We start from the raw sequence: 12,986 nt of genomic DNA, 5'->3' as shown, positions 1-12,986 counted from the left end.
TCGCCATTTTCTATGTCCCGGCGGCGCGCGAATTTACCGGTGCACCCCGGGTAACGATCCCGGCAACCTCATCGATGACGTCAAAGACACGTGTCAGGTCGTCAGGCGTCGAACAATAGGGCGGCATCAGGTAAAGTACGTTGCCGAGCGGGCGGATGAGGAAACCGCGCTCGCGGAACAGCTGGCGCATGCGCGGGCCGGCCTCGGAAAGATAGCCGCCGGCCGGCACCACGAGATCGAGCGCGGCGATGGTGCCCGCCTGCCGGAGATTGGCGAAACGGCCATCATCTGCAAATCGCCCGATATTATCGCCCAGCGCCTGTTGCACCAGCCCGATGCGCTGGAGAACCGGTTCATCCCGCCAGACCTGAAAATTGGCGACGGCAGCGGCGCAGGCGATCGGATTGGCCGTATAGGAACTCGAATGGAAAAAGGTTTTGCGACGGTCGGTCGAAAAATGCGCATCGAAAATCTCTTCGCTGCACAGCGTCGCCGCCAGCGGCAGGGAACCGCCGGTCAGCCCCTTGGAGGTGCAAAAAATATCCGGCGAAATTCCCGCCTGCTCGCAGGCAAACACGGTTCCGGTCCTGCCCCAACCGGTCATCACCTCATCGGCGATGACGAGGCAGCCGTGGCCTTCGGCTATCTGTTTCAGTTCGGCCAGAACATCGGCGCCATAAATCTTCATGCCGCCGGCCCCCAGCACCAGTGGCTCGATCAGCAGGGCGGCAATGCGGCCCGAGCAGCAATAGGTCTCGAACATATCCAATGTACGCTGCTCGCTGCCCGCCTCCGGGAAGGCCAGACGGTCGACGCCGAAAAGCAGCGGCTCGTAGGCGGCATTGAACACGCCGCGCTCGCCTGTCGACATGGTGCCGATCGTATCACCATGATAGCCATGCTCCATCACCACGATACGATCGCGCTTTTCACCGCGATTGTGGAAATAACCGAGCGCCATTTTCAGCGCCACCTCCACCGCCGTCGAGCCGCTGTCGGAATAAAACACATGGCTTAGCCCACTAGGGGCAAGCTCGATCAGCCCGCGGGCGAGCGTCTCAGCGGACTCATGGGAAAATTCGGCGAAGATGACCTGGTCCAGGGTTTCGGTGGCGGCGCGGATGGCCGCCATGATCGCCGGATGCCGGTGCCCGTGGGTGGTGACCCACCAGGATGAAATGGCGTCGAACAGGCGATTGCCATCCTCATCCACCAAAAACGCCCCTTGCGCCGAGACTACATGTTTCATCGGGGGTTCCAGCCCATGCTGGGTGAAGGGATGCCAGACCGGGGAACGGCTCATGCCGGCACCTCCAGAAAATCAGCGAGATTGAAGTGTTGGGCGAAGGCCTGATGGAGCGCCTCGCTGGTCAGATCCACCAGGCGTGGTAACCGCCCGAGCGGACGCACCGCGCCGATGTTGGTTATGACGCGCTGGTTTTCCCAGTCTTCCTCACCGATGAAAACCACGCCCTGCACCGGAATGGCGCGTTGCCGCAACGCCTCGAGCGACAACAGCGTGTGGTTGATGGTGCCGAGCGCGGTTCTGGCGCACAGAATGAGCGGAATTTGCCAGCGAGCAAAGACATCGGCGAAGAGTACCCTCTCCGTCAGCGGCACCAGAAGCCCGCCTGCGCCTTCGATGACAAGCGGCCCATCCAGCCGCGGCGGCTGTAAAAGTGCGGGATCGATTGTGACAGTGTCGAGACGCGCCGAAAGATGCGGCGAGGCCGGCGTCTTCAACCGATAGGCTTCCGGCAGGATGCGCGTGTGCGGCACGCCTGCAAGCCTTGCCACCGTCTCGCTATCGGTTTCTTCCTCAAGTCCTGACTGCACGGGCTTCCAGTAATGGGCCTGAAGGGCGTGGGTGAGCGCTGCTGCAAAAACCGTCTTGCCGATACCGGTATCCGTGCCGGAGATGACAAAACGCGGGCTCATGCCGCTTCCTCCCGCAACGAGAGGGCAAGCAGCCCGATCATGTCGGCAATCTGGCCTTCTTGCACATTGAGCGTGATGGCGATGCGCAGCCGCGCCGTGCCTTCCGGCACCGTCGGCGGGCGGATCGCCCGCACATCGAAACCGCCTTGCCGCAGCCGCGCGGCAATCTTCAGCGAGCGGGCATTGTCGCCGATCATCACCGGCAGGATCTGTGAACCGCTGGGCGTCACGCCGAGTTGGCGGTGCAACTCTTCGCCGGCAAAACTGACCAGCTCAGCCAGTCGCGACCGCCGCCAGGGTTCGTCCGCGACGATGCCCAGGGCTTCCCGCACCGCCGCCGCCATCAGCGGCGAAGGGGCGGTGGAATAGATGAAACCGCGGGCGCGGTTGACGAGATAATCGGCAAGAACCGCAGGCAGGCTCACAAGCGCGCCGGAGGCCCCGAGCGCCTTGCCGCAGGTATGAAGCGCCACCACATTGCCCCGGCCTTCCAGTGCCGCAGCAAGTCCGCGCCCACCGGGGCCGAAGACGCCGGTGGCATGGGCTTCATCAACGACCAGAAAACCGCCATGCCGTTCGGCAAGATCGGCGAGCGCCGCGAGCGGCGCGCAATCGCCATCCATGGAATAAAGGCTTTCGACTGCGATCCATGGGCGACCGCGACCGCCCGCCTGCCGCCAGCAGATTATTTCCCGCTCGAATGCCTCAACCTCATTATGCGGTACAGCCACCGCCTTGGCCTTGCCCGCCGCAATGCCATCATGCACGCTGGCATGGATAAGGGCATCATGGAGGACAAGATCGTCCCGCAGCGGCAGGGTGGAAAAAAGCGCGACATTGGCGGCAAAACCGCTGCTGAAATAGATCGCTTTTTCGGCCCCGAAGAACGCCGCCGCTTCCGCTTCCAGCGCCTCGTGTTCGGGATGGTTACCGCGCAGCAGCCGCGAGCCGCCGGCGCCGACCGGCAGGCCTCTAGCCATGGCATCAACGATTGCCGCCTTCAGGCGCGGCGCTTCGGCAAGGCCGAGATAATCGTTCGAAGTGAAATCGACCCCCTCCCGCGGTGCAAGCGCACGAAGCCGCGATTTGCGGCTGAGGCCGGCAAGCTGCGCCTCATAGGGGGAGAGAGCCGCAAGGTTCACCGGCAGCCTCCTGCTTCCACAGGCGGCAATTCCATCGGCTTCAAGCCAAGCCGCCGGAAGAGCGCCGTATCGTGATCTTCCCCCGGATTATCCGCCGTCAGCAGCGTTTCGCCGATGAAGATGGAATTGGCGCCGGCCAGGAAACAGAGCGCCTGCGTCTCATCGCTCATCTCCGTGCGCCCGGCCGAAAGCCGCACATGCGAACGCGGCATCAGGATGCGTGCGAGTGCAATGGTGCGGACGAATTCGATCGGATCGACAGGATCGGCATTGGCCAGTTTCGAGCCGGGGATCGGGATCAGCATGTTGATCGGCACGCTTTCCGGCGGAACCGGCAGGTTGGCGAGCGTCACCAGCATCGAAATCCGGTCCTCAACCGTTTCCCCCATGCCGAGAATGCCGCCGGCACAGACCTTGATGCCGGCATCGCGGACATTCGCGAGCGTCGCCAGCCGGTCTTCGAAGGTGCGGGTCGTAATGATCTCGGAATAAAACCGCTCTGACGTATCAACGTTATGATTGTAATAGTCCAGCCCGGCATCGGCCAGCCGCTCGGATTGCTCCGGCGTCAGCATGCCGAGCGTCATGCAGGTTTCCATGCCGAGCGCCTTCACGCCTTCGACCATGGCGACCACAGCCTCCATGTCGCGCTCCTTGGGATTACGCCAGGCAGCACCCATGCAATAACGCGTCGCCCCACCCTCTTTTGCCTTGCGCGCCTCCGCCAGTACCCGCTCGACTTCCATGAGTTTGGAAGCCTTCAGACCGGTCGGATTTCGGGCGGACTGACTGCAGTAACTGCAATCTTCGGGGCAGCCGCCCGTTTTGATCGAAAGAAGCCGGCTCATCTGGATTGCATTGGCATCGAAATGACGCCGGTGCACCTGCTGCGCTCGAAACAAAAGATCGTTGAAAGGTAAATTATAGATAATTTTTGCCTCTTCAACGGTGGAATTCGTTTCAGCATCGCTCAAAGCGGCCGGTTTTTCGTCAGCCCGCAGCGCCATCTGATCCATACATCACTCCCAATCCTTAAATAAATAGATAGAACTTGTTTTTATCTATTTTTTTCCAATAGCATTTTGCAAGCTTTTTTTCTTGAGAGTTTTTTCGACGCGAAAGGCAGACAGGATCGGATCGGGACAGGCCGCATTTCGAGGGTGGTAATTCCCCACATATTTGCCCAGGAAAACATCGGGCAGGCCCATGGCGCGAATACGTCCGAATTGCTAAAGCTCGGAAATGATATCACTTCGCACCTCCACCAACGGCGACGCGGCGCGCATCCTCGACATATGGAGCAGGGCCGTCGACGCAACCCATGGCTTTCTACTTCCGCAGGATCGCGTTGCGATCGGCGAGGAAGTCAGGGCATTTTTGCCGCAGGCGCCGTTGACGCTTGCCGTCGACGAGACAGACCGCGCCCTGGGTTTCATGTTTTTGCATGAAGGCCATATGGAGGCGCTGTTCATCGATCCGGACCATCACGGCAAAGGCATCGGCAAGGCCCTGGTGGAAAGTGCGCTTGCGCTTCACCCGGCACTGACAACCGACGTTAACGAGCAAAACGGCGAAGCACTGGGCTTTTATCGCCGGCTGGGCTTCAAGCCGACGGGACGCTCCGATCTCGACGGACAGGGGCGGCCCTATCCGCTCATCCATCTTCGATTTCGCCCAACGGAATAATAGACTGCCGGCGGCGCGGGGGATGACAGTGCCATGCACACCATCGTCCATTTCCGAGCCCGCAATTTCTGCGACGGAGCCGCTTTGCGCTGCCTCCTCCCGAATTCATCGCCGAGGCCGATATTACCCGCATCGCCGGCGAAAGTGCCACATCTGGCTGTGGTCTTTCGCATGACGTCGGAAGGGCGATCAGCTTCACATCGAGGTTTTCATCAATGGTTATGAACCATATCCATTGACAAATCACGGGACAGCGGCTTTTCTTAAGGCCATGCGTGAAACGTTGCGAGCATCGAAATTGCTGGCCCTTATGTTTAGACTGGTGATGATCCTATCACTGGCTGGCTACAGCGTTTCCACCGTGAATGCCGCAATGCATGGTCCCGACGCCGGAGGCATGCAACACACTCAATCCGCCACGATGGATCACGGCAAGATGATGGATCATGGCGGCTCGGCGATGATGTCCGACACTCATGGTCGCCACGGCGCCCAGGACCTGCATGGAATGTCCGACGAGGACGGTGGTGTCAAAAAAACCGCGAAGCCACAATGCTGCGGCGATTTCTGTCTCGGCATGGCGGTTCTGATCGGTCACGGCACAGTCGGCACGCCCGTCGTCAGCAGCATCCGTTCCTTCCTCGACGACAGCAAGGCGCTGGGGCAGACCCCGCTTCTTCACCGCCCCCCGAACATCTGAACAGGCAGAGCCCGCCTTTGGGCAATGACAGTGCGTGAGCGGCTGTAGCGCCGCTACGCCGTTACATCTCCTGTTCGGAAACGACCCATGAACCCAATTTATATTGTGGTTGCGGCGCCCCTGCTTCTGGGCGGCTGCACAGCCACATCGATGATGAATGACGCCGCCTCCTATGACGACGCGGCAAACCCGACGCTTGCCGTTGCCGCACTCCGCTACCAAAGCCCGGTCTCGGCTTACACGGCCCGCATGCCGGTCGATCCCAAACCCTGGCGTGACCAGAACGATGCGCAGGCTCCAAAAGGAGACGCATCATGACACCACGTGCATTCAAACTCGGCGCAAAACTGGCAGCCGTTCTATCCATGCCGCTTTTTCTCGGTGGTTGTGTCTCGGCCGCACAATATGCGGCGTCGGATGCTGGCTTCATCAACGTTTCGGCAAAGACATCGGAAGCGACCGGAAAACAGGCCATCTGGGTGCAGAACCGGGTCGAAGCGCAGGCAACACAGGCCCGCGTCAAAAAGCTGATGGCGGCCAGCAAGGTCCTTGATGCCGAAACCGCCGTACAGGTTTCGCTGCTGAACAACAAGGGCCTGCAGGCGGCCTATGCCGATCTGGGGGAAGCCGCCGCAACCGCCTGGCAATCGACCATGCTGGTCAATCCGCGGGTCGGTATCGGGCTGACGGGGATCGGCACCCCCGGCCTCAGGGCCTATAAGTCAATCGAGGGTGTGGTCGTCACCAATATCCTGGCACTCGCCACCCTCAAGCAGAATGTGGCGATTGCCGATACCAACTTCCGCAAGGCGCAGCTTGCCGCCGCGCTGAAAACGCTGCAACTGGCGGCAGATACGCGCCGGGCATGGATCAACGCCGTTGCCGCCCTCGAAAATGTCGGCCAACTGGCGCAGGCGCAGACCGCGGCGGACGCCGCCTCTGAACTCGCCAAGAAGCTTGGCGAGGCGGGCTCGCTCAATAAGGAAGGCCAGGCCCGCGAGCAGGTGTTTTATGCCGAGTTGACGGGCCAGATCGCCAGAGCGCGACTTGAAGCCCGCCTTGCCAAGGAAGAACTGACGCGGCTGATGGGTCTATGGGGAGCGGATATCGAATACGCCATTCCCAACCGCCTGCCGCAACTTCCAAAAACACTCGCCAAGCGTGACATGATCGAGGCGGAGGCGCTGCAACGCCGCGTCGATCTGCAGATGGCAAAACTCGATCTTGAGGCGACTGCGCGCTCCTTCAAGCTCACGGAAGCCACCCGCTATGTCACCGATCTCGAGTTGCGCTCCGGTTTCGAGACCGAGCGCGAGCTGGAAGACGGCGAAAAGCACAAGCAGACGACCGGCAACGCGGAACTGGAATTCGTCATTCCGATCTTCGATTCCGGCCAGGCGCGCATGCGGGAATCCGAGCTCGCTTATATGCGTGCAGCCAATCTGCTGGCGGAAAAGGCGGTCAATATCCGCTCGGAAGCCCGCTCTGCCTATCAGGCCTATCGCTCGAATTACGATATCGCCCGGCATTACCGCAAGAGCGTGGTGCCGTTGCGCACCAAAATCGAAGAAGAGTCGCTGCTGACCTATAACGGCATGCTCACCAACACGTTCGAGCTGCTGGCCGACAGCCGCGAGAAGGTCAACGCAAACCTGCTGGCCATCAATGCCAAACGCGACTTCTGGCTCGCCGAAGCCGGCCTCGCCCCTGCCATTTATGGCGGCGGCGCAGGCGCGTCTGGCGGAGAGACCGAGGTTGCCGCCGCTTCCGGCGGCGGTGGTGGCGGACATTGAGAAAGGAAAAGGCCATGTTGAATAGAAGACAACTTCTGGGCGTCAGCGCCGCGATGGTCTCCTCGGCGGCCTGGGCGAAAACCTCCAACAGTAGCCTGCCGGAAGCGGCAGTGATGGAAACGGCGGCAACGCAGGCGCCGGTAAAGCCCACCACCGGTCCCGATTATAATCCGGTCGTCACCTTGAATGGCTGGACCCTGCCCTTCCGCATGAACAATGGCGTCAAGGAATTCCACCTTGTCGCCGAGCCGGTGGAACGCGAAATGGCCGAGGGCATGACTGCCCGTCTATGGGGTTACAACGGCCAGTCACCGGGCCCCACCATCGAGGCCGTGGAAGGCGACCGGGTGCGCATTTTTGTTACCAACAAGCTGCCGGAACATACGACGATCCACTGGCACGGCATGATCCTGCCATCGGGCATGGACGGGGTGGGTGGACTGTCGCAGCGGCATATCCCCGTCGGCAAGACCTTCGTCTACGAGTTCGACCTCGTGAAGTCGGGCACCTTCATGTACCACCCGCACTCGGACGAGATGGTTCAGATGGCGATGGGAATGATGGGCTTCTTCGTTGTCCATCCGAAAGACCCCACCTTCATGCCGGTGGACCGCGATTTCGTGTTCCTGCTCAACGCCTTCGACATCAATCCCGGCACCTCCGTCCCCAAAATCATGACGATGACGGATTTCAATCTTTGGGCATGGAACAGCCGGGTGTTTCCGGGCATCGATCCGCTGGTGGTTTCCAAGGACGACCGGGTGCGCGTGCGTGTCGGCAACCTGACCATGACCAACCATCCGATCCACATGCACGGTTACGATTTCAAGGTGACCTGCACGGATGGCGGCTGGGTGCGGCCGGAGGCGCGCTGGCCGGAGGTCAGCATCGATATTCCGGTCGGCGCCATGCGGGCTTATGAATTCGACGCCAAATATGTCGGCGACTGGGCGATCCATTGCCACAAGTCGCACCATACGATGAATGCCATGGGACATGACGTCCCCACCTTCATCGGCGTCGACAAAAAAAGCGTCACCGAAAAGATCCGCAAGGTCCGGCCGGAATATATGCCGATGGGCACCGCCGGCATGGCCGACATGGGCGCGATGGAAATGGAAATCCCTGAGAACACCGTTCCCATGATGACAGGGTGGGGCCCGCACGGCCCAATCGAAATGGGGGGCATGTTCTCCGTGGTGAAGGTTCGCGAAGGCATCTCCGCGGGCGATTACGCCGATCCCGGCTGGTACGAAAACCCGCCCGGCACGCAAGCCTGGGAATGGACCGGTGAATTGCCGGACAGCCAAAAAAACACCGACCCCAAAACGCAGATCACGCCGCATCCGATGAAACACGGCTGAAGACGACCCACCCTTACGAATCAAGGAACAATGACATGACCAGACTGAAAATTGCACTGCTTCTCACCACTCTTGCCACGCCAGCGCTCGCATCCGGCACCCACGGCGGCGGCCATGAAGCGATGGCGGTGGGCGAACCGGGCGACAAGGCAAAGGTGACCCAGACCATTCAGGTGACGATGAAAGAGACACCCGATGGCAAGATGCTGTTCACGCCCGCCAAATTCGAATTCAAGAAAGGCAAGACGGTTCGCTTCGCTGTCAAGAATGCCGGCGAGCTGGACCATGAATTCATCATGGACGAGCAAAAAGCCAATCTGGAGCACAAGGCTGCAATGGCCAAGGCGCCGGAGATGGAACACGACAACCCGAACGCTATCACCCTCGCGCCGGGAGAAAGCGGCGAAATCATATGGAAATTCACCAATGACGGCACGTTCGAATTCGCCTGCCTGAAACCCGGACATTACGAGGCCGGCATGCGCGGCGATCTCAAAGTATCCGCCAAGTAACCCACGACCGAAGGAATCTCACCATGAAGACCATCATTAAGTTCACCGTCGCAGCAGCACTTCTATTCACCGCTCCATTCAGCGCGTTTGCAGAGGAATTCACCAAGGGAACAGTCAAAAAAGTCGATGCTGCCGCCAAGAAGGTCACCATCATCCATGAAGAACTGAAGAACCTCGACATGCCCGCCATGACGATGGTGTTCCGCGTCAAGGACGATGCGATGCTCGCCAAGCTCAAGGAAGGCGCCAATATCGAGTTCATCGCCGAACGCGCCGACGGCAAGCTTGTCGTCGCAAAGGTGAAATAAGACTGGCGTCATCATTTTAGAAGAAACGGAAGGGGCAGTGAGAAAAATTTCTGCCCCTTTTGTTACTGGTGAATGCACTTCCAGAGAGGTCTGGTGCCAAAGCCTAGCCAGCCGCTATTTGCCTGAAGGCGTCGAGGAAATGATCATTCTCCTCGCGGGAGCCGATGCTGACACGAATGAAGGTGTCGAAGCCCGGTTGTTTCCATGGCTTCACGATGACGCCGAGGCGGAGCAGATTTTCCGCCACATGCACAGCGCTGACCCCGACATCGATGAAGAGGAAATTGCATTTCGACGGCGCCATGCGGTAACCCAACGATTTGAGTTCGCCTGCGATACGCGCACGCTCCAGAAGAGCCAGCTCGACGGATTTCCGCAGATGCGCAGCATCGTTGAGAGCGGCAATGGCCGAAGCCTGCGCAATGGCGTTGGTATTAAAGGGCGTTCGGGCGCGGTGGAGAAAATCGCAGAGCTCCCCGCGACCGACGACGCCGTAACCTATGCGGAGACCCGCAAGGCCGAAGGCCTTGGAGAAAGTGCGAAGGACCACCCAGTTCACTTTCGCATCCCGCAGCATCTCGACAGCGGAAGGATAGTCCTCGCCAGCCGCATATTCGGCATAAGCTTCGTCGATGACGACTATTGTGTCCTTGTCGAGCGCAGCGATTACCCTATCGAGTTCAGCGGGCGTCAGCCATGAACCAACGGGGTTCATCGGATTCGAGAAGATCAGCATGCGCGGTTTGCGCGCGATGGCCGCGAGCAATGCATCGACGTCGATCGTCAAATCGGACATCACAGGCACACGGTCGATCACACCGCCCATCAGTGTGGTGTAGTCTTCGTGCAGCGGGAAAGAGGGATAAAGCGTCGTGACCGTATCGCCCTGGCGAACGATTGATCGGCAGATAACTGCAATCAGGTCCTCCGAGCCATTGCCAAGGATCACCTGGCTGTCATCTACCTCGAACCGCGCAGCAAGCTGACCGCACAAGGCCCGGCCCTGCGGATCAGGATAGAGACGTGCCAGTTCGCCGATATCGGGAAAAAGGTGGCGCAGCGCAGGCGATGGCCCAAGCGGGTTCTCGTTGGAACCAAGCTTCGCGATGGTGCCGACGTCATATTTCGCTCGCACCTCTTCAATCGTCAGACCTGCATTGTAAGGGGCAATGGCGCGAATTTCGTCGCGGATAGGGCTTGAAGGCTTTTCCATTTTGCAGTCTCCATGAGATGCGGATGGACAAGTCATAAGCCCGCAAATCACATCCGTAAATATGTATAGACATTTTAAGATGAAAATGATGTCATCGCATGGGTGAACAACAATGGGGCCGCCATGACTCAGCCGAACTTCGACCTCTCCGGCCGCCGCGCGCTCGTGACCGGCGCAAGCCGCGGCATTGGCCAGGCCATATCCGTCGCGCTGGCGCAGGCTGGCGCCGATATCGCCATCACCGCACGCACGGTCGAGGCGCTCTCGCAAACGCATTCGCGCATCAGCAACCTTGGCCGACGCTGCGTGGCGCTCGCGCAGGACGTTCGCGACATCGAGGCATGCGCCCGCGTGACGGCAGAAGCCGCGGAAAAACTTGGTGGTCTCGACATCCTCATCAACAACGCCGGTTTCGAAAACGTTCGCGCGTCGTTCGACGTTGACGAAGCACTCTGGGAGTCGATCCTTTCAACAAACCTGAAGGGCGCGTTTTTCTGCGCGAAAGCAGCCGGGCGCATCATGGCCGAAAGCGGCGGGGGCGCCATCGTCAACCTCTGCTCGCTGACATCCTATGTCGGCATTCCAACCGCCGCCCCTTATGGCGCTTCGAAATCCGGCCTGCTGGGTATAACCCATGCCCTTGCGAGCGAATGGGCGGCGCATGACATCAGGGTAAACGCCATTGCACCGGGCTATTTCCGCACGGCCATGACGGAGGTTTTCTACGAGAACGACGATTGGCAGTCGCGGATGCTGGAGAAGATCCCGCAACGACGATTCGGCAAAGAAAGCGATATCGGCGGCGTTGCCGTTTTTCTCTGCAGCGATGCTGCGGCCTACATTACAGGTCACTGCATTCCGGTGGACGGCGGCTATCTGGCCTCGATCTGAGGGCGATAAACTTCCCGTTAAAACGACTGCGAAATAGTACCGAATAGAGGTTTTCGGCGCTTGTCATTCGACGCGATGACCAACAAAGTCGCTGAGCCGCCGCTAGATATTCCGCACTTGCATAAATATTACGCAACAGGATTTCAGGTGAAAAATTACGCAAATCCGGTTGACGGCAGTTGTACAGATATGTATATACAAGTACATATAGCGCGGCGGAACACACCGCTGAAGGGGCATAGACAGCTTTGAGGGGATTAGCCACCATCAAAGCGTGACAGGGGAAATGTCATGGGGGCAGCAGTACTTCGTCCGGTCGATCCTTCCGCTGGCCCCATCGCGGTGTCCGTCAAAGACGTGGGAATGTCCTTCGGCAATGTCCACGCCGTCCAGCACGCCTCTTTTGATCTGCCCAAGGGCCGTTTCCTGACCATCCTCGGCCCTTCCGGTTCGGGCAAGACGACGCTGCTGCGGATGATTGCCGGCTTTGATCGCCCGACCAGCGGTGAAATCTTCATCAACGGGCAGCCGGTCAGCGCCGTGCCACCACACCAGCGCGCCATCGGCATGGTGTTCCAGAAGCTCGCGCTTTTTCCGCACATGACCGCCGCCGAAAACGTCGCCTTTCCCCTGAAAATGCGCCGACATGATGCCCGCACCATTCCCGAGAAGGTCGAGCGTTATCTCGACCTCGTTCGCCTCGGCGGTTACGGTGATCGCCGCATTAACGAACTCTCGGGCGGCCAGCAACAGCGCGTCGCCATTGCCCGCGCTCTGGTGTTCGAACCGGATCTGCTTTTGCTCGACGAGCCACTCGCGGCACTTGATCGCAAGCTGCGCGAGGAAATGCAGTTGGAGTTCCGCCGTATCCAGAAGGAACTCGGCGTCACCACCATCAACGTTACTCACGACCAGCGCGAGGCACTGGTGGTCTCAGACGAGGTCATCGTGATGAACGGCGGCGAAATCCAGCAAAAGGCACGGCCGGTGGAAGCCTATCGCGCGCCGTCAAACGCCTTCGTCGCAAACTTCATCGGCGTCACCAACTTCATAGAAGGCAAGGTTGCCGAAGTCACACCAACCAATGTCACGATCACGGCGGCGGGCATCAATCTCATCGGTGTCGCTTCGGACGAAAATCTCGCCGTCGGCGCGGCCTGTGCCGGGGCCGTTCGGGCAGAGCAAATTCGCATCGCTTCGACCAATGGCCGCCTCGAAGGCCTTTCGACTGTGGTCGAGGGCAAGGTCGAAGACTGCATTTTCGAAGGCGAGCGCGTGGTTTATGAAATTCGGGTCCAGGCTCTCGGCGGTGTCGTGATGCGCGTGTTCGATCATGATCCGGAATCACATCTACAATTCGCTCCGGGCGACGACGTTCGTCTGGGCTGGAATGCACGGGATATGCATATCTTTCAAAAATGACCCCCAGAAGGTCGGAC

General features: G+C 59.7%; 14 protein-coding genes. 9 read left to right on the top strand and 5 right to left on the bottom strand.

What is annotated here, in order from left to right:
- Positions 1–10: 10 nt before the first annotated feature.
- From HQN82_RS19155 to bioB, 4 genes are read right to left on the bottom strand one after another with little or no spacing between them, the layout of a single operon-like run.
- Positions 11–1,303, bottom strand: a complete 1,293-nt coding sequence (locus HQN82_RS19155) for an adenosylmethionine--8-amino-7-oxononanoate transaminase (protein WP_173615608.1) — start codon at positions 1,301–1,303, stop codon at positions 11–13.
- Positions 1,300–1,938, bottom strand: coding sequence for a dethiobiotin synthase (gene bioD, locus HQN82_RS19150; protein WP_173615607.1), 639 nt, complete (start codon positions 1,936–1,938; stop codon positions 1,300–1,302). The genes HQN82_RS19155 and bioD overlap by 4 nt, the downstream gene beginning before the upstream one ends.
- A complete protein-coding gene (locus HQN82_RS19145; protein WP_173615606.1) occupies positions 1,935–3,080 on the bottom strand; it encodes an 8-amino-7-oxononanoate synthase in 1,146 nt (381 codons plus the stop codon). Before HQN82_RS19145 ends, bioD begins: the two co-directional genes overlap by 4 nt.
- A complete protein-coding gene (bioB, locus tag HQN82_RS19140) occupies positions 3,077–4,096 on the bottom strand; it encodes a biotin synthase BioB (protein WP_173615605.1) in 1,020 nt (339 codons plus the stop codon). Before bioB ends, HQN82_RS19145 begins: the two co-directional genes overlap by 4 nt.
- A 226-nt stretch (positions 4,097–4,322) precedes the next feature.
- Here bioB and HQN82_RS19135 point away from each other — a divergent pair, with 226 nt between their 5' ends.
- The 7 genes from HQN82_RS19135 (at position 4,323) to HQN82_RS19105 (ending at position 9,443) form a co-directional block, all read left to right on the top strand.
- Positions 4,323–4,766 (top strand): acetyltransferase, encoded by a 444-nt coding sequence (locus HQN82_RS19135; RefSeq protein ID WP_173615604.1) that lies wholly within the window; start codon positions 4,323–4,325, stop codon positions 4,764–4,766.
- A 271-nt stretch (positions 4,767–5,037) separates the two neighbouring features.
- Entirely contained in the window at positions 5,038–5,466 is a 429-nt protein-coding gene (locus tag HQN82_RS19130) for a hypothetical protein (protein WP_173616013.1), read from the top strand.
- 87 nt (positions 5,467–5,553) lie between these two features.
- Positions 5,554–5,784 (top strand): hypothetical protein, encoded by a 231-nt coding sequence (locus HQN82_RS19125; protein WP_173615603.1) that lies wholly within the window; start codon positions 5,554–5,556, stop codon positions 5,782–5,784.
- Positions 5,781–7,259 (top strand): TolC family protein, encoded by a 1,479-nt coding sequence (locus HQN82_RS19120; RefSeq protein ID WP_173615602.1) that lies wholly within the window; start codon positions 5,781–5,783, stop codon positions 7,257–7,259. The genes HQN82_RS19125 and HQN82_RS19120 overlap by 4 nt, the downstream gene beginning before the upstream one ends.
- A 14-nt stretch (positions 7,260–7,273) precedes the next feature.
- Positions 7,274–8,623, top strand: coding sequence for a multicopper oxidase family protein (locus HQN82_RS19115; RefSeq protein ID WP_173615601.1), 1,350 nt, complete (start codon positions 7,274–7,276; stop codon positions 8,621–8,623).
- A 35-nt stretch (positions 8,624–8,658) separates the two neighbouring features.
- The gene (locus HQN82_RS19110) at positions 8,659–9,135 is read left to right on the top strand and encodes a cupredoxin domain-containing protein (protein ID WP_173615600.1); all 477 of its coding nucleotides are present in this window, start codon (positions 8,659–8,661) and stop codon (positions 9,133–9,135) included.
- A 23-nt stretch (positions 9,136–9,158) separates the two neighbouring features.
- Complete coding sequence (locus tag HQN82_RS19105; RefSeq protein WP_173615599.1) at positions 9,159–9,443, top strand: copper-binding protein; 285 nt, start codon at positions 9,159–9,161, stop codon at positions 9,441–9,443.
- A gap of 103 nt (positions 9,444–9,546) precedes the next feature.
- Here HQN82_RS19105 and HQN82_RS19100 read toward each other — a convergent pair whose 3' ends face one another.
- Positions 9,547–10,656, bottom strand: a complete 1,110-nt coding sequence (locus tag HQN82_RS19100) for a histidinol-phosphate transaminase (RefSeq protein WP_173615598.1) — start codon at positions 10,654–10,656, stop codon at positions 9,547–9,549.
- 123 nt (positions 10,657–10,779) lie between these two features.
- Between HQN82_RS19100 and HQN82_RS19095 the strand changes: the two genes are divergently transcribed.
- Both HQN82_RS19095 and HQN82_RS19090 read left to right on the top strand, forming a co-directional pair.
- Complete coding sequence (locus HQN82_RS19095) at positions 10,780–11,547, top strand: SDR family NAD(P)-dependent oxidoreductase (RefSeq protein ID WP_173615597.1); 768 nt, start codon at positions 10,780–10,782, stop codon at positions 11,545–11,547.
- Between the two features lie 291 nt (positions 11,548–11,838).
- Entirely contained in the window at positions 11,839–12,969 is a 1,131-nt protein-coding gene (locus HQN82_RS19090; RefSeq protein ID WP_173615596.1) for an ABC transporter ATP-binding protein, read from the top strand.
- Positions 12,970–12,986: the final 17 nt, after the last annotated feature.

It is taken from the genome of Agrobacterium pusense (assembly GCF_013285525.1).
Classification (GTDB): Bacteria; Pseudomonadota; Alphaproteobacteria; order Rhizobiales; family Rhizobiaceae; genus Agrobacterium; species Agrobacterium pusense.
The sequence above is the reverse complement of the archived record's forward strand: the minus strand, read 5'-3'. Positions and strand labels throughout refer to the sequence as shown.

What these genes read in the sequence shown, in the direction of transcription:
- HQN82_RS19155 (WP_173615608.1), bottom strand. Translation starts at nt 1,303, where the DNA reads ATGAGCCGTTCCCCGGTCTGGCATCCCTTCACCCAGCATGGGCTGGAA.
- bioD (WP_173615607.1), bottom strand. Translation starts at nt 1,938, where the DNA reads ATGAGCCCGCGTTTTGTCATCTCCGGCACGGATACCGGTATCGGCAAG.
- bioB (WP_173615605.1), bottom strand. Translation starts at nt 4,096, where the DNA reads ATGGATCAGATGGCGCTGCGGGCTGACGAAAAACCGGCCGCTTTGAGC.
- HQN82_RS19135 (WP_173615604.1), top strand. Translation starts at nt 4,323, where the DNA reads ATGATATCACTTCGCACCTCCACCAACGGCGACGCGGCGCGCATCCTC.
- HQN82_RS19130 (WP_173616013.1), top strand. Translation starts at nt 5,038, where the DNA reads ATGCGTGAAACGTTGCGAGCATCGAAATTGCTGGCCCTTATGTTTAGA.
- HQN82_RS19125 (WP_173615603.1), top strand. Translation starts at nt 5,554, where the DNA reads ATGAACCCAATTTATATTGTGGTTGCGGCGCCCCTGCTTCTGGGCGGC.
- HQN82_RS19120 (WP_173615602.1), top strand. Translation starts at nt 5,781, where the DNA reads ATGACACCACGTGCATTCAAACTCGGCGCAAAACTGGCAGCCGTTCTA.
- HQN82_RS19115 (WP_173615601.1), top strand. Translation starts at nt 7,274, where the DNA reads ATGTTGAATAGAAGACAACTTCTGGGCGTCAGCGCCGCGATGGTCTCC.
- HQN82_RS19110 (WP_173615600.1), top strand. Translation starts at nt 8,659, where the DNA reads ATGACCAGACTGAAAATTGCACTGCTTCTCACCACTCTTGCCACGCCA.
- HQN82_RS19105 (WP_173615599.1), top strand. Translation starts at nt 9,159, where the DNA reads ATGAAGACCATCATTAAGTTCACCGTCGCAGCAGCACTTCTATTCACC.
- HQN82_RS19100 (WP_173615598.1), bottom strand. Translation starts at nt 10,656, where the DNA reads ATGGAAAAGCCTTCAAGCCCTATCCGCGACGAAATTCGCGCCATTGCC.
- HQN82_RS19095 (WP_173615597.1), top strand. Translation starts at nt 10,780, where the DNA reads ATGACTCAGCCGAACTTCGACCTCTCCGGCCGCCGCGCGCTCGTGACC.
- HQN82_RS19090 (WP_173615596.1), top strand. Translation starts at nt 11,839, where the DNA reads ATGGGGGCAGCAGTACTTCGTCCGGTCGATCCTTCCGCTGGCCCCATC.